Annotated in this window: 16 protein-coding genes; 10 read left to right on the forward strand and 6 right to left on the reverse strand. The window is 67.2% G+C overall.

Translation table 11 applies throughout. The annotated features are described in order from the left end of the window. Positions 1-55: 55 nt before the first annotated feature. Positions 56-1237: an acyl-CoA dehydrogenase gene (locus tag M6E97_RS27330; RefSeq protein WP_003084682.1), complete on the reverse strand. Its 1182-nt coding sequence runs from the start codon at positions 1235-1237 to the stop codon at positions 56-58. Positions 1238-1457: 220 nt separating this feature from the next. On the opposite strand from M6E97_RS27330, the gene M6E97_RS27335 reads away from it, so the two are divergent. Both M6E97_RS27335 and M6E97_RS27340 read left to right on the forward strand, forming a co-directional pair. Next, positions 1458-2366, forward strand: a complete 909-nt coding sequence (locus tag M6E97_RS27335) for a LysR family transcriptional regulator (protein ID WP_003109731.1) — start codon at positions 1458-1460, stop codon at positions 2364-2366. Between the two features lie 151 nt (positions 2367-2517). Further along, on the forward strand, positions 2518-2922 hold the full coding sequence (locus M6E97_RS27340) for an acyl-CoA thioesterase (protein WP_003084686.1): 405 nt from the start codon (positions 2518-2520) through the stop codon (positions 2920-2922). Between the two features lie 42 nt (positions 2923-2964). Here the strand turns inward: M6E97_RS27340 and M6E97_RS27345 are convergent, their stop codons facing one another. After that, positions 2965-4587 (reverse strand): inorganic phosphate transporter, encoded by a 1623-nt coding sequence (locus M6E97_RS27345; RefSeq protein ID WP_034005217.1) that lies wholly within the window; start codon positions 4585-4587, stop codon positions 2965-2967. Between the two features lie 379 nt (positions 4588-4966). Here M6E97_RS27345 and M6E97_RS27350 point away from each other — a divergent pair, with 379 nt between their 5' ends. From M6E97_RS27350 to M6E97_RS27360, 3 genes are all read left to right on the forward strand, one after another. Beyond that, complete coding sequence (locus M6E97_RS27350; protein ID WP_033983368.1) at positions 4967-6298, forward strand: NfeD family protein; 1332 nt, start codon at positions 4967-4969, stop codon at positions 6296-6298. Continuing rightward, positions 6295-7089, forward strand: a complete 795-nt coding sequence (locus tag M6E97_RS27355) for a slipin family protein (RefSeq protein ID WP_023443536.1) — start codon at positions 6295-6297, stop codon at positions 7087-7089. The genes M6E97_RS27350 and M6E97_RS27355 overlap by 4 nt, the downstream gene beginning before the upstream one ends. Before the next feature lie 107 nt (positions 7090-7196). Continuing rightward, on the forward strand, positions 7197-7928 hold the full coding sequence (locus M6E97_RS27360) for a substrate-binding periplasmic protein (protein WP_003099929.1): 732 nt from the start codon (positions 7197-7199) through the stop codon (positions 7926-7928). Here M6E97_RS27360 and yccS read toward each other — a convergent pair. Next, on the reverse strand, positions 7925-10126 hold the full coding sequence (yccS, locus tag M6E97_RS27365; protein WP_003084700.1) for a YccS family putative transporter: 2202 nt from the start codon (positions 10124-10126) through the stop codon (positions 7925-7927). The two genes, M6E97_RS27360 and yccS, sit on opposite strands and share 4 nt — an antisense overlap. A 260-nt stretch (positions 10127-10386) precedes the next feature. Then, a complete protein-coding gene (gene dbpA / locus M6E97_RS27370; protein WP_034005218.1) occupies positions 10387-11763 on the reverse strand; it encodes an ATP-dependent RNA helicase DbpA in 1377 nt (458 codons plus the stop codon). 347 nt (positions 11764-12110) lie between these two features. Here dbpA and M6E97_RS27375 point away from each other — a divergent pair, with 347 nt between their 5' ends. Continuing rightward, entirely contained in the window at positions 12111-12320 is a 210-nt protein-coding gene (locus tag M6E97_RS27375) for a cold-shock protein (protein WP_003084710.1), read from the forward strand. Positions 12321-12470: 150 nt separating this feature from the next. After that, positions 12471-12995, forward strand: a complete 525-nt coding sequence (locus tag M6E97_RS27380; protein WP_003084714.1) for an ATP-dependent zinc protease — start codon at positions 12471-12473, stop codon at positions 12993-12995. Between the two features lie 102 nt (positions 12996-13097). Here the strand turns inward: M6E97_RS27380 and mdtD are convergent, their stop codons facing one another. After that, positions 13098-14531, reverse strand: a complete 1434-nt coding sequence (mdtD, locus tag M6E97_RS27385) for a multidrug transporter subunit MdtD (protein WP_003084717.1) — start codon at positions 14529-14531, stop codon at positions 13098-13100. A gap of 374 nt (positions 14532-14905) precedes the next feature. Between mdtD and clpG the strand changes: the two genes are divergently transcribed. Both clpG and M6E97_RS27395 read left to right on the forward strand, forming a co-directional pair. Next, positions 14906-17704: an AAA family protein disaggregase ClpG gene (clpG, locus tag M6E97_RS27390; protein ID WP_003084722.1), complete on the forward strand. Its 2799-nt coding sequence runs from the start codon at positions 14906-14908 to the stop codon at positions 17702-17704. Between the two features lie 101 nt (positions 17705-17805). After that, positions 17806-18384 (forward strand): DUF2780 domain-containing protein, encoded by a 579-nt coding sequence (locus M6E97_RS27395; protein WP_003084725.1) that lies wholly within the window; start codon positions 17806-17808, stop codon positions 18382-18384. A gap of 197 nt (positions 18385-18581) precedes the next feature. Here M6E97_RS27395 and M6E97_RS27400 read toward each other — a convergent pair whose 3' ends face one another. Then, positions 18582-19469 (reverse strand): acyltransferase, encoded by an 888-nt coding sequence (locus M6E97_RS27400; RefSeq protein WP_003084727.1) that lies wholly within the window; start codon positions 19467-19469, stop codon positions 18582-18584. Between the two features lie 142 nt (positions 19470-19611). Here M6E97_RS27400 and M6E97_RS27405 point away from each other — a divergent pair, with 142 nt between their 5' ends. Beyond that, on the forward strand, positions 19612-20121 hold the full coding sequence (locus M6E97_RS27405; RefSeq protein ID WP_003084733.1) for an ATP-dependent zinc protease: 510 nt from the start codon (positions 19612-19614) through the stop codon (positions 20119-20121). Positions 20122-20205 lie beyond the last annotated feature (84 nt).

The following is a 20205-nucleotide window of genomic DNA, read 5'->3' on the forward strand; positions in this document are numbered from 1 at the left end:
CCCCGGCGGCCGGCGCGCTACCGTGAAAAAGCGCGCCGGGGTGTTGCTCGGTGGCTCAGAAGAATGCCTGGATGCCGGTCTGCGCGCGGCCGAGGATCAGCGCGTGGACATCGTGGGTGCCCTCGTAGGTGTTCACCACTTCCAGGTTGACCAGGTGGCGGGCGATGCCGAACTCGTCGGAGATGCCGTTGCCGCCCAGCATGTCGCGGGCCAGGCGGGCGATGTCGAGGGCCTTGCCGCAGCTGTTGCGCTTCATGATCGAGGTGATTTCCACCGCCGCGGTGCCTTCGTCCTTCATCCGCCCCAGGCGCAGGCAGCCTTGCAGGGCCAGGGTGATCTCGGTCTGCATGTCGGCCAGCTTCTTCTGGATCAGTTGGTTGGCGGCCAGCGGGCGGCCGAACTGCTGGCGGTCGAGCACGTACTGGCGGGCGGTGTGCCAGCAGAATTCGGCGGCGCCCAGGGCGCCCCAGGAGATGCCGTAGCGCGCCGAGTTCAGGCAGGTGAACGGACCGCGCAGGCCGCGCACCTCGGGGAAGGCGTTCTCTTCCGGAACGAATACGTTGTCCATCACGATCTCGCCGGTGATCGAGGCGCGCAGGCCGACCTTGCCATGGATCGCCGGGGCGCTCAGGCCTTCCCAGCCCTTCTCGAGGACGAAGCCGCGGATCTGCCCTTCGTCATCCTTGGCCCAGACCACGAAGACGTCGGCGATCGGGCTGTTGGTGATCCACATCTTGCTGCCGCTCAGGCGATAGCCGCCGTCGACTTTCTTCGCCCGGGTGACCATCGAGCCCGGGTCGGAACCGTGGTTCGGCTCGGTCAGGCCGAAGCAGCCGATGTATTCGCCACTGGCCAGCTTGGGCAGGTACTTCTGCCGGGTGGCTTCGTTGCCGAACTCATGGATCGGCACCATTACCAGCGAGGACTGCACGCTCATCATCGAGCGATAGCCGGAGTCGACGCGCTCGACTTCGCGAGCGATCAGGCCATAGCAGACGTAGTTGAGGCCGCTGCCGCCGTAGGCTTCGGGAATGGTCGCGCCGAGCAGGCCGGTCTCGCCCATCTCGCGGAAGATCTTCGGGTCGGTCTGTTCGTGGCGGAAGGCTTCGAGCACGCGCGGGGCCAGCTTGTCTTGGGCGAACTGCTGGGCGCTGTCGCGAACCATGCGCTCTTCTTCGGTGAGCTGCTGGTCCAGCAGCAGGGGGTCTTCCCAGTTGAAGCTAGCTTTGGTGGCCATGCGTACATCCTCGTCAAGCGGTAGCGGAGGCTGGCGTGGGCCAGCCGGAATGGAAGCATCCTAAGAGCCTAGCGAATGGGGCGGCAAACGAGGAATTCGCACGCACTTGTGCTATTTTCTCACTCCGAGAAAATGAGTCTCGTATTTCATGCCCTTGAAGAGGCGCGAGGAATCGTGACCTGGGCGTCATAGATGCGAAACCGGCACTCCGGAGTCCTCCATGCGACGCAAGATCCCTTCCACCGCCGCGCTGGTCAGCTTCGAATCCGCCGCGCGCCACGAGAGCTTCACCAAGGCGGCGGAGGAGTTGTCCCTGACCCAGAGCGCGATCTGCCGGCAGATCGCCACGCTCGAGGAGTTCCTCGGTGTCGAGCTGTTCCGTCGCTCGCGGCGCGGGGTCAAGCTTACCGAGGCCGGGCTGTCCTATAGCCGGCGGGTGGCGGTACGCCTCGACGCGGTGGAGCGCGACACCCTGGCGGTGATGGGGCACCAGGGCGGCGGCGCGATCGAACTGGCGGTGGTGCCGACCTTCGGCACCCAATGGCTGTTGCCGCGGCTCAAGCGTTTCCAGCGGCTGCACCCGGAGGTCACGGTCAACCTGACCAACCGCACCCGCCCGTTCCTCTTCGCCGACACCGAGTTCGACGCCGCGCTGTACTTCGGCGACGCCGACTGGTCGGGTACCGTCTCGCATTTCCTGATGCGCGAGAATCCGGTGCCGGTGTGCAGCCCGGAGCTGCTGGGCGGGCGTCGAACGCTGAGCGCCGAGCAGGTCGCCGGGCTGCCGCTGATGCAGCAGAGCACCCGGCCCTACGCTTGGCGCCAGTGGTTTCACTCCCAGGGACTGAACGTCGCCCACGACATGAGCGGGCCGCGCTACGAGCTGTTCTCCATGCTTGCCCAGGCGGCCATGCACGGCATGGGCGTGGCCCTCATACCGCCCTTCCTGATCCAGGACGAGCTGGCCGACGGAAGGCTTATCGTGCCCATGCAACATGCCTATTTGAGCGAGAATGCGTATTACCTGATCATTCCCGAGCGCAGGGTCGAATCGGCGATGCTCAATGCCTTCCGCGACTGGCTGGTGGAAGAGGCCAGGCAGTACCGCGAGGCCAACGGGCTGGGCTGAGCGCGCAGGAACATCGGGCGGCGCAGGCAGGACGCGCCGCCCCGGGACCGGGCCGATCCGCCGGGTCCCGCGGAGCCGCGGCGGCGATACCGCCGGGCATCCTCCACGACGGCCAGGATGGCGGCCGTGGGGCACCACACCAGGAGTTCACATGAATTTCCACACCCGCAAGTGGGTCAAGCCAGAAGATCTCAACCCCAACGGCACCCTGTTCGGCGGCAGCCTGCTGCGCTGGATCGACGAAGAAGCGGCGATCTACGCGATCATCCAGCTGGGCAACCAGCGCGTGGTCACCAAGTACATTTCCGAGATCAACTTCGTCAGCTCGGCGCGCCAGGGCGACATCATCGAGCTGGGCATCACCGCCACCGACTTCGGTCGTACCTCGCTGACCATGACCTGCCACGTGCGCAACAAGATCACCCGCAAGAGCATCCTCACCATCGACAAGATGGTCTTCGTCAACCTCGGCCCGGACGGCCTGCCGGCGCCCCACGGCAAGACCGAGATCACCTACATCAAGGACCAGTTCAAGGAAGACGAAGTCCTGCCCTGAGCGGCGCGACGAGCGGCCGGCACCCATGCCGGCCGCCGTGTTTCAGAACAGCCGGGTAAGCAGCCAGTAGAGCGAGGCCGAGAGCAGGATCGCCGCCGGCAGCGTCAGCACCCAGGCCATCAGCAGGTTGCGGATGGTCTTCCACTGTAGCCCCGAACCGTTCGCCGCCATGGTCCCGGCCACCCCGGAAGACAGCACATGGGTGGTGGAGACCGGCAAGCCATACAGGTCCGCCGCGCCAATGGTCAGCATCGCCACGGTTTCCGCCGAGGCGCCCTGGGCGTAGGTCAGGTGGGTCTTGCCGATCTTCTCGCCGACCGTCACCACGATGCGTTTCCAGCCGACCATGGTGCCCAGGCCGAGGGCGATGGCCACGGCGATCTTCACCCATAGCGGGATGAACTTGGTGGCGTCGTCGATCTTCTGCTTGAACGCCTGCAATTTGCCGCGGGTGTCGGCGTCGAAGCGGCCGACGCCGTCCTTGTCCATCAGGCGGATCGCCTCGGAGGTCAGGTACATGTCGTTGCGCACGTTGCCCATGGCTTCCGCCGGTACCCGCGAGAACGCGCCATAGCCTTTCACTTCCTGGCCGATCGAGCCGGTCAGGGCGGCCAGCGCCGGGATCAGCTCAGGCGATGCCTGCTTGCTGCGCACGTAGTCGGAGAGTACCTGGCGCGGATCGGCCGGCGCCGGTTGCGGCGCGCTCTTCACCAGCGCTTGCTGGGTGACCTCGGCGACGGCGGCGAACTGCACCGCCTGGTCCGCCGGCATGGTGCGGTTCAGGGCGTAGGCCATCGGCAGGGTGCCGACCAGGATCAGCATGATCAGGCCCATGCCTTTTTGTCCGTCGTTGGAGCCGTGGGCGAAGGACACCCCGGTACAGGTCAGGATCAGCAGGCCGCGGATCCACCAGGGCGGCGGCGCCTTGCCCTTCGGCGCCTTGTACAGCGCGCGGTTCTTCACCAGCAGGCGCAGCGCCAGGAGCAACAGGGCGGCGCAGGCGAAGCCGATCAGCGGCGAGAGCAGCAGGGAGTAGCCGACCTTGGTCGCCTGGCCCCAGTCCACCCCGCTGGTGCCATCGCGCCCATGCATCAGCGCGTTGGCCACGCCGACGCCGATGATCGAGCCGATCAGGGTGTGCGAGGACGACGCCGGCAGGCCCAGCCACCAGGTCCCGAGGTTCCACAGGATGGCGGCGATCAGCAGGGCGAAGACCATGGCGAAGCCGGCCGAGGAACCGACCTGCAGGATCAGTTCCACCGGCAGCAGGGCGATGATGCTGAAGGCCACCGCGCCGCTGGAGAGCAATACGCCGAGAAAGTTGAAGCAACCCGACCAGACCACCGCGAAGTGCGGCGGCAGCGAGTGGGTGTAGATCACCGTGGCCACCGCGTTGGCGGTGTCGTGGAAGCCGTTGACGAACTCGAAGCCGAGGGCGATCAGCAGGGCCACGCCGAGCAGCAGGAAGGGCGTCCAGGTGGTGATCGCGGAACCGACGTCATCGACGTCCTGCATCAGGCTGTAGGCGCTGAACAGCAGTCCGGTGGCGAGCACGGCGAAGAATACGAGGGCGGTGAGGCGGCCGGGACGCTGCTCGAGATGGGGCTTGTGCGCGTTGCCGGCGGCACTGACGACGGCGTCGGCGGGAAGGACATCGGAGGTCATGGTGCGGGTCCGCGCTGGGGATGACCGGCACATGATGGGCAGGCGATTGTGACAAGTTATGTCTTGCGCATACCGGCTTCGTCTGGCGAAGAAAGGACAAGGGCCGCGGGAGGCCGCCGGAAGCCGGATGGGGTCGGGCGCCAGGCGGCCTGCCCGCTGCGGCCGCGAAGATTAATGAATTCCTGTGGCGAGTGCCATCATTTCGTCGCTAAAAAGTTGGCATGTTGAGGGATTTGCCGATCCGGACACGCGCGGGGAAGGCGAGAGCCACTGAACTAGACTGAGAAGTGCGCGGCGGGGCCGGTCGCTTGCCGGCCCGGTGCGCGGGACGAGCACCTTCGTCCCGGGGTGGCCCGGCCGGGCGGTCGGGGAGGTCGATATGCGGATGCCGTGCCGGCTCGCGCTGGCGCTGTTGTTGTGCTTCGCCGGCCCGGCCTGTTTCGCGGCCTCCGGCCCGGTTCGGGTGCTCTCGGTGGATGGTGCGATCGGCCCGGCCAGCGCCGATTACCTGGTGCGCGGCATCGAGCGTGCCGCCGAGGACGGCGCGCAACTGGTGGTGCTGGAACTGGACACGCCCGGCGGCCTGGACGCATCGATGCGGCGCATCGTCAAGGCGATCCTCGCCAGCCAGGTGCCGGTCGCCGGTTTCGTCGCGCCCAGCGGGGCGCGGGCGGCGAGCGCCGGCACCTACATCCTGTATGCCTGCCATATCGCGGCGATGGCGCCGGGCACCAACCTCGGCGCTGCCACCCCGGTGCGCCTGGGGACGCCGGACAAGCCCGCAGAGAAGCCCCCGGCGCGGGACGCCGAACCCATGGCGCGCAAGCAGGTCAACGACGCCGCCGCCTATATCCGTGGCCTCGCGCAACTGCGCGGGCGCAACGCCGAGTGGGCCGAGCGCGCGGTGCGCGAGGCGGTCAGCCTGGCGGCGCACGAGGCCGCGGCGCAGAAGGTGATCGACCTGCAGGCCCGCGACCTGCCCGACCTGCTGCGCCAGCTCGACGGCCGCAGCCTGCGCGTCGGCGAGCGCGTGCTGACCCTGGCTACCGGCGGCGCCACGGTCGAGCGCCAGGCACCGGACTGGCGCGCGCGGTTGCTGGCGGTGCTCACCGATCCCAGCGTGGCGCTGATCCTGATGATGATCGGCATCTACGGGCTGATCTTCGAACTGGCCAATCCCGGCATGGCGCTGCCCGGCGTACTCGGCGGCATCTGCCTGCTGCTCGGCCTGTACGCCCTGCAGATGCTGCCGGTCAACTACGCCGGGCTGGCGCTGATCGCGCTGGGCCTGGCGTTCATGGTGGGCGAGGCGTTCGTCGCCAGCTTCGGCGTGCTCGGCATCGGCGGAATCGTCTCGTTCGTGGTCGGCGCGCTGATCCTGATCGATACCGAGGTGCCCGGCTACGGCATTCCGCCCGGCCTGGTGGTGGCCCTGGCGTTGCTCAGCGCCGCGCTGATCGTCGGTCTGCTGGGCATGGCCCTGCGTACTCGCCGGCAAGCGGTGGTAAGTGGCACCGCCGGATTGGTCGGCAGCCTGGCGACGGTGGCGGCGGTGGATTCCGAACAACCCTGCGCAGGCTGGGTGCTGCTCCAGGGCGAGCGCTGGCGGGTGCTCGCCGCGCGGCCGCTGGCGGTGGGCCAGCCGGTCTGGGTGCTGGCGCGCAAGGGCCTGCTCCTGGAAGTCGCGCTGGCCGATGAAGGAGGTGGATGATGGGTATTTCCTATGGTTTGGCGATGTTGCTGGTGTTCCTCGCGCTGCTGCTGTTCAGCGCGCTGCGCATCCTCCGCGAGTACGAGCGTGGCGTGGTGTTCCAGCTCGGGCGGTTCTGGAAGGTCAAGGGGCCGGGGCTGGTGCTGGTGATCCCGGCGATCCAGCAGATGGTGCGCATCGACCTGCGCACCATCGTTCTCGACGTGCCGCCGCAGGATGTGATTTCCCGCGACAACGTTTCGGTGAAGGTCAACGCGGTGGTGTACTTCCGCGTGCTCGATCCGCAGAAGGCGATCATCCAGGTGGAGAACTACCTGGCCGCCACCAGCCAGTTAGCGCAGACCACCCTGCGCGCGGTGCTGGGCAAGCACGAACTGGACGAGATGCTCGCCGAGCGCGAGCGCCTGAACCTGGATATCCAGCAAGTGCTCGATGCGCAGACCGACGCCTGGGGCATCAAGGTGGCGAATGTGGAAATCAAGCACGTCGATCTCAACGAATCGATGGTCCGCGCCATCGCCCGGCAGGCCGAGGCGGAGCGTGAGCGCAGGGCCAAGGTGATCCATGCCGAGGGCGAGCTGCAAGCCTCGGAGAAACTCATGCAGGCGGCGCAGATGCTCGGCCGGCAGAGTGGCGCCATGCAGTTGCGCTACATGCAGACCCTCGGCGCGATCGCCGGCGACAAGAGTTCGACCATCGTCTTCCCGATGCCGATCGAACTCTTCGGCGGCAAGTACGCAGGTGCCGCGCCGCGGAACGAAAAGGCCGACGGAGAGGACGAGGAGAGGTGAACGCGCGCGGTTTGTGATGGAAATATCATCGAGCCGCGACACGGGGACATGCGTGCCCGGGGTCGGGATGGCTATGCTGTGGCGATCCACTCCCGGGACGCTCCTTCATGCTGCGATGCGCACTCCTGCTGCTGACATTGCTCCTCCCTTGCGCGCTGCCTGCCGCCAACCTGCGCCTGGTCGGCGACTCCTGGCCGCCTTTCGTCGATTCGCGCCTGCCTGGCAACGGCCTGGCGGTGGAACTGGTGACCACCGCGCTCAAGCGCGCCGGCTTCGACTCGAGTTTCCAGCAGGTACCCTGGTCGCGTGCCCTGTACGGCGTGCGCAGCGGCGACTACGACATCGCCCTGAGCGCCTGGTACGAGCCCGCCCGCAGCCTCTACGGGCAGTTTTCCCGCGCCTACCTGAGCAACCGCATCCGCCTGCTGCAACGCAAGGGGCGGGGTATCGAGTTTTCCCGCCTGAGCGACCTGCGTCCCTACCGCATCGCGGTCGTGCGCGACTATGCCTACGCGCCCGAATTCGACCGTGACAGCCGTCTGCAGAAGGTCAACGTGACCAGCTTCGCCAACGCCGCGCGGATGCTCGAGGCGGGGCGGGTCGACCTGGCGGTGGAGGACGAGCTGGCGCTGGGGGTCGCCTTCAAGGGCGAACTGGCCGATTTGCGCGACAAGCTGGAGGTACTGCCCATCCCGCTTGGCGAGAACGGCCTGCACCTGCTGGTGAGCCTGAGGAATCCCCGGCATGACGAGATCGTCGACGGCTTCGACCTGGCCATCCGCGGCATGCGCGACGACGGCAGCTACCAGCGCCTGCTGGAGCGCTACGGCGCGCGCTAGGGCTGGCCTGGCAGCGGCTGCGCGCCGGCCAGTTCCTTCTTCAGCAAGTGCGCGGCCAGGGTGCGCAGCGGGGCGAGCTGGCGGCAGATGTGCGCCAGTTGGGTCTGTACCAGGCGATGGCTGTCGTCCATGTCCTCGGGCATCTGCTCCAGTTCCTTGGCCAGCGCTTCCTCCTCTTCGCTGTAGATGGCGACCGGGCGTTTCTGTTCCAGGCTCGCGGCGATTTCCTCGAGGCTGGCGGAGAGCCGCTCGGCGGCGCGCTCCAGGAGGCCGTCGCTGGCGTCCTCGGGCAGGCTTTCGCGGTGCGCGCCGAGACCGGATAGATAGCTGAGCAGGGTGTGCGAGAGGACCAGGAAGCGGAAGCCGATCTCGGCGTCCTTCCTGAAGTGGCCGGGCTCCAGGAGCATGTTCGACAGGGTGGTCGAGAGCGCTGCGTCGGCGTTGTGCGCGTTGCGCCGGGCGGTGCGGTAGTCGAGGTCGTCGCGCTTGCCGGTGGCGTACTGCTGCATGATCTGCCGCAGGTAACGGCTGTTGCAGGCGAGGGTGTTGGCGAGCATGCGGTTGAGCCGGCGGCCCTGCCAATCGGGCAGCACCAGGAACACCGCGAGGCCGGCGATCAGGCTGCCCAGCAAGGTATCGAACAGGCGGGGCAGGATCAGCCCGTAGCCATCGCCGACCTGGTTGAAGCAGAACAGCACCAGCAGGGTGATCGCCGCCGTCGCCAGAGTATAGCGACTGCTGCGGGTGGCGAAGAAGGCGACCCCGGCGGCGACCGCGAACAGCGACTGCACCAGCGGGCTGGGGAACAGGTCGATCAGCGCCCAGCCGACCACCAGGCCGACCACCGTACCTAGGATCCGCTGCACCAGGCGCAGGCGGGTCGCGCCATAGTTGGGCTGGCAGACGAACACCGTGGTGAGCAGTATCCAGTAGCCCTGGGTCGGATGGATCCAGTGCAGCACGCCGTAACCGGCGGTCAACGCCAGGGCCATGCGCAGGCCGTGGCGGAACAGCAGCGAGGTCGGGGTGAGCTGCTGGCGCAGGCGCTCGAAGGCGTCCTTCAGGCTGCGCGGCGAGCGGTCGAGCAGGGCGCTGTCCTGTTCGTCGGCGATGGCGTCCGGGTTGCTCGCCCCGGCCAGCTTGCGGTCCAGCGTGGTGAGGTTGGCGGCCAGGGCGCCGAGCGAGCGCAGCAGGCCCTTCCAGGCCGGGTTGCTCTGCTGGCGCAGGTGTTCGAGCGAGGCCTGGAGGTCTTCCAGGGCCAGCTCGCGGTCGGCGTAGTCGAACGGCTGGCGCAGGCGGATAGCCCGCGCCAGGGCCTGGCAGGCCTTGCCCTGCTGGTTGAGCAGGCGCTGGCAGCGGAACAGCACGTCGCTGTGGAAGAACGCCTCGGCCAGCCGGTTGTACGGGTAGTGCGAGGAACTGGCGCGCTCATGGACGTCCTGGGCGATGAAATAGAGCTTCAGGTAGCGGCTCACCTTGGGGCCCGGCCGGCCATGGCCGAGGCGGTTGAGAATGGTCTCCTTGGCCTGGTTCAGCGCCACCACCACCTTGCCGTTCTGCCGTGCCAGGGCGAGGCGCTGGCCCTCCACGTCGAGCTGGCGCAACGGTTCGAACAGGCTCGACTTGATCCTCAGGTATTCGCCCAGCTCGAAATACAGGCGGGAAAGACTCTGCTGCACCGGCTGGTTGGAGAACAGCGCGTTCCACAGCACTGAGAGCAGCCCGTACCAGGCCGCCCCGGCCACCAGCAGCAGCGGTTCGTGCCAGACATCGGCGACCTCACCGCCGCGCTGGTCCACGCCGATCATGGTGTAGATCGAGAGGATCAGGGTCGCCGAGGCGATCGCCGCATAGCGCTCGCCGAGGGCGCCGAGGAGGATCATGCCGAACGCCGACAGCGCCATCCCGGAAACGAACAGCCAGGGATAGGGGAACAGCAACTCGACGGCGAAGGCGGCGACGCTGAAGCACAGCAGGGTCACCAGCAGCGCTTGCAGGCGGCCGAGCCAGTTGTCGTCGGTCTCCGCCAGGGCGCTGGCGATGATCCCGAGGAACAGCGGGATCAGCAGCTCGATGCGGTCCTGCCACCAGCACAGCAGCAGGGCGCCGGCCAGGGCGATGAACACCCGCAGGCTGTAGGCGAACTTGTCGAGGGCCCAGAGGCGGCGGAGCGTGTGTGTCAGCGAAGAGGGCGGCATGGGGCGGAGTGCTATCCGATGGTCCGTGGTTCAGCCTATGTGGCCTGTCCGGCTAATTCAATCGGCCGATTTCGCGCGACTGGAAGTCCGCTGCCCGCCGCAGTCGCAGGAAACGCTGCCGTGGGCAACTCGGTCGAGCCGGGCATCTGGCGGATGCAGGCTTCGTGCCTGCGAACGCTAAGACGTCGTCGCCGCGCCGGAAGTTACCCGGCGGCGATATCGCGCGCCGGAGCGGGCCCGGCGAGCGAAGCGGCGGCGCGCTACAGCAGGCGGACCTTGAACGAGCGCCCCTTGATCTTGCCTTCGCTCAGGCGCTTGAGGGCCTGGTGGGCGAGGCCGCGCTCGATGGCGACGAAGGCCTGGAAGTCGAAGATGGCGATCTTGCCCACCGCGCTGCCGGGCAGCCCGGCGTCGCCGGTGAGGGCACCGAGCAGGTCGCCGGGGCGCACCTTGTCCTTGCGTCCGCCGGCGATGCACAGGGTGCTCATCGGCGGCAGCAATGGCTCCGGGCTGGCCTTCAACTGGCCGAGGGCGTACCAGGCCAGCGGCTGCTTCTGCAGGTCCTCGATGGCCTGCGCGCGGCTGGCCTCGGCCGGCGCCACCAGCGACAGGGCCAGGCCTTTCTCGCCGGCGCGACCGCTGCGTCCGATGCGATGGATGTGGACCTCCGGGTCGCGTGCCAGCTCGACGTTGATCACCGTTTCCAGGGCGGCGATGTCCAGCCCGCGGGCGGCCACGTCGGTGGCCACCAGTACGTTGCAACTGCGGTTGGCGAACACCGTCAGGACCTGGTCGCGCTCGCGCTGCTCCAGGTCGCCGTGCAGGGCCAGGGCGGAAATCCGCTGCGCCTTCAGTGCGTCGGCCAGCTCCTGGCACTGCTGGCGGGTCTGGCAGAAGGCCACGCAGGACTGCGGCCGGAAATGCTGGAGCAGGCGTACCACGGCGTCCATGCGCTGCTTCGGGTCGATCTCGAAGAAGCGCTGCTCGATCTGGCTGTCGGCGTGCAGCGACTCGACCTTCACCTGTCGCGGATCGCGCATGAAGGTCTTCGCCAGCTTCTCGATGCCGTCCTGGTAGGTGGCGGAGAACAGCAGGGTCTGCCGGCGCTCGGGGAGCTGGCCGATGATCTCGGCGATGCTGTCGTAGAAGCCCATGTCGAGCATCCGGTCGGCTTCGTCGAGGACCAGGGTATTGAGCCCGTCGAGGACCAGGGTGCCCTTGCGCAGGTGCTCCTGGATGCGCCCCGGGGTGCCGACCACCACGTGCGCGCCGTGCTCCAGCGAAGCCACCTGCGGACCGTAGGGGACGCCGCCGCAGAGGGTCAGGACCTTGATGTTGTCGGCGGCACGGGCCAGCCGGCGGATCTCCTTGGCGACCTGGTCGGCCAGTTCGCGGGTCGGGCACAGCACCAGCGCCTGGCAGCCGAAGTAGCGCGGGTTCAGCGGGCTGAGCAGGGCGAGGCCGAAGGCCGCGGTCTTGCCGCTGCCGGTCTTGGCCTGGGCGATCAGGTCGTGGCCCTGGAGGATCAGCGGCAGGCTCTGCGCCTGGATCGGCGTCATCTCCCGGTAACCGAGGGAGTCGAGATTGGCCAGGAGGTCCGCGGAAAGCGGCAGCGAGGAGAAAGCGGTGGAGGTCACGGGGCAGGGCTCGGCAGGCGATACGAGCGGCTAGTCTAGCAGCCTGCGGCGGCTTGCCGCGTGCGATCGCCGCCGGAGCAGCAGCGACAGGCAATGTATCTTTGGCCAGTACCGTTCGTCCGAAAAACGAAAAAAGCGCGTTTCTGTATTTTTATACAGGTTCGCTTTCCTCAGTTTTTTGTCGTAGAGTGCTGACACTGTGTTTGCATGGGTCGCCGTCGATCGTGACCTGATGCGGTCGGAAATTCCAGCCCGTCCTGCTCGACTCCTTGTAACTCCTTGCAACTCAGTTACCGGCTACGATTTCGTGGCTAAATCAATACCCATAGTTCCAAGGAGAACTTGCAATGTCCCGTCAGAACGGCACCGTTAAGTGGTTCAACGAAACCAAAGGCTACGGCTTCATTACCCCGGAAAGCGGCCCGGACGTTTTCGTTCACTTCCGTGCCATCGAAGGTAACGGCTTCAAGACCCTGGCCGAAGGCCAGAAGGTCAGCTTCGAAGTCGTACAAGGCCAGAAAGGCATGCAGGCCGAGCGCGTTCAGGTGATCAACTAAGATCCCTGGGCCCCAGCCCGAAGAACCCGGATGGAAGCATCCGGGTTTTTTATTGCCCGGAGAAAACCGTCACACTGTCTTCGCCTGCCGTTCACCCTGTCTTGACGAGTTCCCGCCCAGAGTGGCCCGGTCCCGTTCGGAGTCGTTTCGATGAAGCCTGTGCAATCCCGTCGTCTGGCCTTCGCCGCGCTGTTGTCGCTGTCGTTCTCTTCCGCGTCCTGCCATGCCGCCACCGAGCACTGGGGCTGGATCGAGCAGTCCTGGCTGATGCCCGAGCGCATGCAGGCCAAGGCCAAGCTGGATACCGGCGCGCTGACCTCGTCGCTGGACGCGAGGAATATCCATCGCTACAAGAAGGACGGCGAGCGCTGGGTGCGCTTCGATGTCGTGCTGCCCACCGCCGACAGCAAGGCGCCGGTCAGCGTGACCTTCGAGCGCAAGGTGCTGCGGCTGATCAAGGTGCGCGGCGCCGGTGGCAGCGACAGCCGTCCGGTGGTGGCGATGGACATCTGCCTGGGCGCCAAGCTGCTGCGCGAGCAGTTCTCCCTGCGCGACCGCGGCAACATGAACTATCCGGTGCTGCTCGGCCGCCGCACGCTCGAACACCTCGGCGCGGTCGACGTGTCCCGAACCTTCACCCGCAAACCCACCTGCGGCGCGCTCGCCGCTCAGTAGAAGAACCCGCGCGGCAGTCCGGCGGCCAGCGCCAGCCGGGGCAGCACGATCAGCGCCGTCATCCACAGGTTGCGCGGGCGCGCCTCGTCCTCGCGAGCCCGGCTAGAGGTCCGGGTCCTTTTCCGGATCGACCCGGCGCGGGCTGGTGCGGCCGTCCTCGCTGCCGAGCTGGAAGAAGATCGCTGCGGCCAGCATCGACATCAGGCCGACGCTGACATAGGTGGCGTGGAAGGCGCCGAGTACGGTGTCCTGCCCCGTATCCAGGTCGGTCTGGAAACCGCCCAGCAACGCCGCCGCGCAAGCCACGCCAAGGCTGATCGACAATTGCACGACCACCGACATCAGGCTGTTGCCGCTGCTGGCGTTGCTGTCCTGCAGGTCGATCAGGGTGAGGGTGTTCATCGCCGTGAATTGCAGGGAGTTCACCGCGCCGAGCAGGCTCAGGTGCAGCAGCAGCCAGACGTAGGGGGTGTCCTGGTCGACCAGGCCGAAGCCGGCGATCAGGCAGCCGAGGATCAGGGTGTTGCCGACCAGCAGCTTGCGATAGCCGAAGAAGTCCAGCAGTGGCTTGGCCATCGGCTTGGCGACCATCGCGAACAGCGCCAGCGGGATCATGGTCATGCCCGCGGTGGAAGGCGGGTAGCCCAGTCCCACCTGCAGCAGCAGCGGGGTGAGGAAGGGCAGGGCGCCGCTGCCCAGGCGGGCGAACAGGTTGCCGAGGATGCCGACGGCGAAGGTCCGCGCCTTGAACAGGCTCGGCGGGAACAGCGGCTTGTCGATGCGTAGCGCGCGCAGCCAGTAGGCGGTGAGCAGGACCAGTCCGCCGATCAGCAGCAGGACCACGCGCAGGTGCGACAGGTGCAGCTCGCCGAGTCCTTCCAGGGCGATGGAGATCAGCACCATGGAGCCGCCGAAGAGCAGGAAGCCGATGCTGTCGAAACGGCTCGGCACCGGGCTGCGCAGGTCCGGCATCAGCTTCATCGCCACCAGGCAGCCGAGCAGGCCGACCGGCAGGTTGATCAGGAAGATCCAGTGCCAGGAGGCGTACTCCACCAGCCAGCCGCCCAGCGTCGGTCCCGCCAGCGGGCCGAGCAGGCCGGGAATGGTGACGAAGCTGAGCACCCGCACCAGGTCCTGGCGCGGGTAGACGCGCAGGATCACCAGCCGTCCCACCGGCATCATCAGCGCGCCGCCGACGCCCTGTACGATGCGCGCGCCGACCAGCAGTTCGAGGCTCGGCGACAGCGCGCAAAGCAACGAGCCGAGGCTGAACAGCAGTACCGCGCCGAGGAATACCCGGCGTGTGCCGAAACGGTCGGCGATCCACCCCGAGGCCGGTATCAGCAGGGCCACCGTGAGCAGGTAGGCGATCACCACCGCCTGCATGCGCAGCGGGTTTTCGTTCAGCGAACTGGCCATGCTCGGCAGCGCGGTGTTGAGGATGGTGCCGTCGAGGGCTTGCATGAAGAAGGCGACGGCGACCAGCCAGGGCAGTTGGCGGGCGATGCGGGGGGTGAGCTGGAACGGCTCGCTCATGGACGGGCTCCCTCGGGCGGACAGGGCCCAAGCATAGAGAAGTTCTCGCCGCGATGGGACGGCCGACGACCGGATCGGGGCGAACAACGGGCATTGCGGCGGAAGTCGCGGGCCAGAGCGGTCGCCTTTCATTGTCCTGGGTCAAGCCGAAGCGCTGGCGCTCGCCGGCTGCTGTGCTAGTACTCAAGAGTCACCCCGTCAGTGGCTGCGGATGCGACGCCGGCGCTTCGTCATCGCACGGACATGTCCCGCGTTGCATGCTCGACGGCGCGTGCTTCACCGCCTTGTCGCGATGTTCTCCACGCAGCGCTCGGCGACCCCGGTCGCCGCCGCCGTCGCCGAAGCCCACCTTCCGTGGAAACAGGAGCCCTCCCATGGCCCAGGAACTTTGCGCTATCTGCCACGAACGTCCCGCCGTCGCCCGCGTCAGCCTGGTACAGAACGGCCAGCGCCGCGAACTCGCCCTCTGCGAACTGCACTACCGCCAGTTGATGCGCCAGCAGCGCATGCGCTCGCCGCTGGAGTCGCTGTTCGGCGGCGGCAGCCCGTTCGACGAGATCTTCTCCGGCTTCGGCGAGCAGAGCCCGGTCACCCCGGTGCGCGCCCGCGAGCCGGAGGCGGTGGACATCGCCGAGTACTTCAGCAAGCAGACCACCGAGTACCTGCAACGCGCCGCGCAGGTCGCCGCCGAATTCGGCAAGCGCGAAGTGGACACCGAGCACCTGCTCTACGCCCTGGCCGACGCCGACGTGGTGCAGGCGGTGCTCAAGCAGTTCGGCCTGTCGCCGGCCGACCTCAAGCAGTACATCGAGGCCAACGCCGTGCGCGGCGCCAGCAAGGGCGAGGCGAGCGAGGACATGACCATCTCGCCACGGGTGAAGAGCGCCTTGCAGCATGCCTTCGCCCTGTCCCGCGAACTCGGCCACAGCTATGTCGGCCCCGAGCACCTGTTGCTCGGCCTGGCAGCGGTGCCGGACAGCTTCGCCGGGACGCTCCTGAAGAAGTATGGCCTGACTGAGCAGGCGCTACGGCAGAAAGCGGTCAAGGTGGTCGGCAAGGGCGCCGAGGACGGCCGCGTGGACGGCCCGAGCAACACTCCGCAACTGGACAAGTTCAGCCGCGACCTGACCCGGCTGGCCCGCGAAGGCAAGCTCGATCCGGTGATCGGCCGCTCGAAGGAAGTCGAGACCACCATCGAGGTTCTCGCCCGGCGCAAGAAGAACAACCCGGTGCTGATCGGCGAGCCCGGCGTCGGCAAGACCGCCATCGTCGAAGGCCTGGCCCAGCGCATGGTCCAGGGCGAGGTGCCGGAGGTGCTGCGCGACAAGCGCCTGGTCGAACTGAACATCAACGCCATGGTCGCCGGCGCCAAGTACCGCGGCGAGTTCGAGGAACGCCTCAAGCAGGTGATGGACGAACTGCAGGCGGCGCAGAGCGAGATCATCCTGTTCATCGACGAGGTGCACACCATCGTCGGTGCCGGCCAGGGCGGCGGCGAAGGCGGGCTGGACGTGGCCAACGTGCTGAAGCCGGCGATGGCGCGCGGCGAGATGAACCTGATCGGCGCCACCACCCTCAACGAGTACCAGAAGTACATCGAGAAGGACGCCGCGCTGGAGCGGCGCTTCCAGCCGGTGTTCGTCCCCGAGCCGACGGTGGAGCAGACCATCTCCATCCTCCGTGGCCTGCGCGACAAGCTCGAAGGCCACCACAAGGTGACCATCCGCGACGAGGCCTTCGTCGCCGCCGCCGAACTGTCCGACCGCTACATCGGCAACCGTTTCCTGCCGGACAAGGCCATCGACCTGATCGACCAGGCCGCCGCCCGCGTGCGCATCGCCAGCACCTCGCGGCCGGCCGAGATCCAGGAACTGGAGGCCGAGCTGGCGCAGCTCAAGCGCGAGCAGGACTACGCCGCCAGCCGCAAGTGGTACGACGAGGCGAAGGTCTTCGAGAAACGCATCCAGGAACGCAAGGAACACCTCGAGCAGATCACCGAGCGCTGGCAGCAGACCCAGGGGTCGAAGACCGAGGAGGTGCGGGTCGAGGACATCGCCGAGATCATCTCCAAGCTCACCGGCATCCCGGTCACCGAACTGACCGCCGAGGAGCGCGAGAAGCTCCTGCAGATGGAAGAGCGCCTGCACCAGCGGGTGATCGGCCAGCAGGAAGCGATCACCGCGGTCAGCGACGCCGTGCGCCTGGCCCGCGCCGGGCTGCGCCAGGGCAGCCGGCCGATCGCCACCTTCCTGTTCCTCGGCCCGACCGGGGTGGGCAAGACCGAGCTGGCCAAGGCCTTGGCCGAGGTGGTGTTCGGCGACGAAGACGCGATGATCCGCATCGACATGAGCGAATACATGGAGCGCCACGCGGTGTCCCGGCTGATCGGTGCGCCGCCGGGCTACGTCGGCTACGACGAGGGCGGCCAGCTCACCGAGCGGGTGCGCCGGCGGCCGTACAGCGTGATCCTGCTCGACGAGATCGAGAAGGCCCACGCCGACGTCAACAACATCCTCCTGCAGGTGTTCGACGACGGCCGCCTGACCGACGGCAAGGGGCGCGTGGTGGACTTCACCAACACCATCATCATCGCCACCAGCAACCTCGGCTCCGAGCTGATCATGAAGAACGCCCAGGCCGGCGAGTTCGCCCAGCCGCCGGAGAAGCTCAAGCGCGAACTGATGACTACCCTGCGCGGGCATTTCCGCCCGGAATTCCTCAACCGCCTCGACGAGGTGATCGTCTTCGAATCGTTGAGCAAGGCGCAGATCGAGGACATCGTGCGCCTGCAACTGGAGCGGGTGAAGCGCGCCGCGCACGCTCAGGACATCTACCTGCACATCGACGACAGCCTGGTCGGCCACCTCGCCGAAGAGGCCTACCAGCCGGAGTTCGGCGCCCGCGAACTGAAGCGGCAGATCCGCCAGCAGCTGGAGACGCGCCTGGCCACGGCGATGCTCAAGGGCGAGGTGAAGGAGGGCGAGACGGTCACCTTCTTCTACGACGCCAAGGACGGCGTCGGCTACCGCAAGGGCGCCGCGCCGAAGCCGGCGGCACGCAAGAAGTCCGGTGCCGGCGAGACGCCCAGGGGCCGCGCGACGGCGGCGAGGAAGCCGGCGGCGAAGAAAGGCGCCGCCGCCAAGGGCAAGGCCGACAAGCCGAAGGCCAAGTGACCCGACCAAGGTTGGGGAACAAGGCACCGGCCGGCCGGTCGAAATCTCACCCCGGCCTGCGAATGCGGCCGGGGCGTTCGATATCTCATGAGGAATTGCCGATGCGCGTCACCACTCACGCTACCCTGGCCGCGGCCCTGCTGCTCAGCGCCGCCTCCGCGTTCGCCTTCAATCTCGGGGATGCCGCCAAGGCGGTCGCCGGGGCGTCCCAGGGCGACTCCGCCCAGGTAGCCACCACCCCGCAGACCAGCGGTCTGCTCGGCGCACTCACCGGTCAGCTCGGGGTCAGCCAGGAGCAGGCGGTCGGCGGTACCGGCGCCCTGCTCGGCCTGGCCAAGAACCAGTTGGCCGGCAACGATTATTCGCAACTGGTTAAGACCATCCCCGGCCTCGACAAGCTGGCCGGCAACAACGCCCTGGCCGGTCTCGGCGGGCTCGGCAACGTGCTCGGCAAGAGCGGCGGCGACAGCAAGGGCCTCGGTTCGCTGCTCGGCAATGCGGACAGCATGGGCGACGTGAACAAGGCCTTCGGCACCCTGGGCATGGATAGCGGGATGACCGAGAAGTTCGCCCAGGTGCTGGTCGACTACTTCGGCAAGCAGGGCGCCAACAGCGAGCTGCTGGGCAGCCTGAGCAATCTCTGGGGAGTGAGCAAGGCGGGCGGCTCGTCGCTGCTCTGATCTGCCGCCAGCGGATCGGCGGATAACCGCGTTGCGGTTATTCGCCCTACGAGGTGGGTGCGACCCCCGGGTATTCGTTGCCCGCACCGGTAGGGCGAATAACGCCCCCGGCATTATCCGCCGCTGCGCCGTGGAAACGGCGGATAACCGCGTTGCGGCTATCCGCCCTACGAGATGGGTGTGCTTCGGCCGGTACTTCAGCGTAGTTGCCGCAAGCGGGCGATGCGTTCGTCCTTTTCTTCCCACATGCGCGAGACCCATTCCTGCACGTACTGGCGGAACACCGGGTCGTTCTCGTAGTCGCCCTGCCACAGGGCGGGATCGATCGGCCGGGTCTGGATGTCGACGATCACCTTCGGCACCCGTCCGCAGAGCAGGTCCCAGAATCCCGGAACCTTGTCGCTCGGGTAGACCACGGTGACGTCGAGCAGGGCGTCCAGCTGCTCGCCCAGCGCGGCGAGGACGAAGGCCACCCCGCCGGCCTTGGGCTTGAGCAGGTGGCGATAGGGCGACTGTTGCTGGGCCTTCTTCTGCTCGCTGAAGCGCGTGCCTTCCAGGTAGTTCACCACGGTCACCGGGATGCGCTTGAACTTCTCGCAGGCGGCCTTGGTGATCTCCAGGTCCTTGCCCTTGAGTTCCGGGTGCTTCTCCAGGAAGGCCTTGGAATAGCGCTTCATGAACGGATACTCCAGCGCCCACCAGGCCAGGCCGAGGAAGGGCACCCAGATCAGCTCCTTCTTGAGGAAGAACTTGAAGTACGGGGTGCGCCGGTTGAACACCTGGATCAAGGCGGGGATGTCGACCCAGGACTGGTGGTTGCTCACCACCAGGTACGAGGTGTCCTGGCGCAGGTCGCCGGCGCCGCGCACGTCCCAGACCGTCGGCGTGCAGGTGGCGAAGATCCACTTGTCGATCTCCGCCCAGGTCTCGGCGATCCACATCACGCCCCTGGAGCAGAGGTCCTTCAGGCGCTGGCCGGGGAGCACCAGCTTGAGCAGTGCGATCAGCATCATCGGGCCGATCAGGATCAGCGTGTTGAGAAGCAGCAGAAGGCTGCTGGTCAGGCCGGTCAACAGTTCCCGCATGGTTGGTTTCCCTGTCCTGGGTGTGGGTCGACGCGGCCCATCATACGCATCCGCGCCGCGCCGCCCAAGCCGCCGGCGTGGCGAACGAAACCGCGCCGTGCTAGTCCTATGTGGACCTCGTATCACTTCAGGAGATGCCCGCGTGAAGCGTGCCCTTGCCTTGCTCTCGCTGTTCGCCCTGCCGGTCCTCGCCGCCGAACCCAACCTCTACGGCCGCTACGAATGGGTCTCCCTGCCGGAGCTGGACCGCACCCTGCAGGCGAAGATGGACACCGGCGCCTACACCTCCTCGCTGTCGGCCAAGGACATCGAGTTGTTCCAGCGCGACGGCGAGGAGTGGGTGCGCTTCCGCCTGGCCACCAAGGAGGCCGATGGCTCGGTGTTCGAGCACAAGCTGGCGCGCATCGGCAAGATCAAGAACCGCGCCGACAACCGCAACGGCGAGGACGAGGATGAGGACCGCCTGAGCGAACGCCCGGTGATCGACCTGCAGGTCTGCCTGGGCGGAGCGATGAAGACCATCGAGGTCAACCTCACCGACCGCAGCGCCTTCAACTATCCGTTCCTGATGGGCACCAAGGGCTTGCGCAAATTCCACGTCGCGGTCGATCCCTCCGAGCGCTTCGTCGCCGACAAGCCCACCTGCAAGTAAGCGTCCTACGCCACCGGCGGCGCGATTGACGCGCGCGCCGGCTTGCGGCACCGTTCCGGCATTCCCGTCAGCCGCCGTCACGCC

This window comes from Pseudomonas sp. B111 (assembly GCF_026428275.1).
Classification (GTDB): Bacteria; Pseudomonadota; Gammaproteobacteria; order Pseudomonadales; family Pseudomonadaceae; genus Pseudomonas; species Pseudomonas aeruginosa.

Bases quoted from the DNA above. Each gene is read 5' to 3' on its own strand.
- M6E97_RS27330 (WP_003084682.1), bottom strand. From the start codon at position 1,237: ATGGCCACCAAAGCTAGCTTCAACTGGGAAGACCCCCTGCTGCTGGAC.
- M6E97_RS27335 (WP_003109731.1), top strand. From the start codon at position 1,458: ATGCGACGCAAGATCCCTTCCACCGCCGCGCTGGTCAGCTTCGAATCC.
- M6E97_RS27340 (WP_003084686.1), top strand. From the start codon at position 2,518: ATGAATTTCCACACCCGCAAGTGGGTCAAGCCAGAAGATCTCAACCCC.
- M6E97_RS27345 (WP_034005217.1), bottom strand. From the start codon at position 4,587: ATGACCTCCGATGTCCTTCCCGCCGACGCCGTCGTCAGTGCCGCCGGC.
- M6E97_RS27350 (WP_033983368.1), top strand. From the start codon at position 4,967: ATGCGGATGCCGTGCCGGCTCGCGCTGGCGCTGTTGTTGTGCTTCGCC.
- M6E97_RS27355 (WP_023443536.1), top strand. From the start codon at position 6,295: ATGATGGGTATTTCCTATGGTTTGGCGATGTTGCTGGTGTTCCTCGCG.
- M6E97_RS27360 (WP_003099929.1), top strand. From the start codon at position 7,197: ATGCTGCGATGCGCACTCCTGCTGCTGACATTGCTCCTCCCTTGCGCG.
- yccS (WP_003084700.1), bottom strand. From the start codon at position 10,126: ATGCCGCCCTCTTCGCTGACACACACGCTCCGCCGCCTCTGGGCCCTC.
- M6E97_RS27375 (WP_003084710.1), top strand. From the start codon at position 12,111: ATGTCCCGTCAGAACGGCACCGTTAAGTGGTTCAACGAAACCAAAGGC.
- M6E97_RS27380 (WP_003084714.1), top strand. From the start codon at position 12,471: ATGAAGCCTGTGCAATCCCGTCGTCTGGCCTTCGCCGCGCTGTTGTCG.
- mdtD (WP_003084717.1), bottom strand. From the start codon at position 14,531: ATGAGCGAGCCGTTCCAGCTCACCCCCCGCATCGCCCGCCAACTGCCC.
- clpG (WP_003084722.1), top strand. From the start codon at position 14,906: ATGGCCCAGGAACTTTGCGCTATCTGCCACGAACGTCCCGCCGTCGCC.
- M6E97_RS27395 (WP_003084725.1), top strand. From the start codon at position 17,806: ATGCGCGTCACCACTCACGCTACCCTGGCCGCGGCCCTGCTGCTCAGC.
- M6E97_RS27400 (WP_003084727.1), bottom strand. From the start codon at position 19,469: ATGCGGGAACTGTTGACCGGCCTGACCAGCAGCCTTCTGCTGCTTCTC.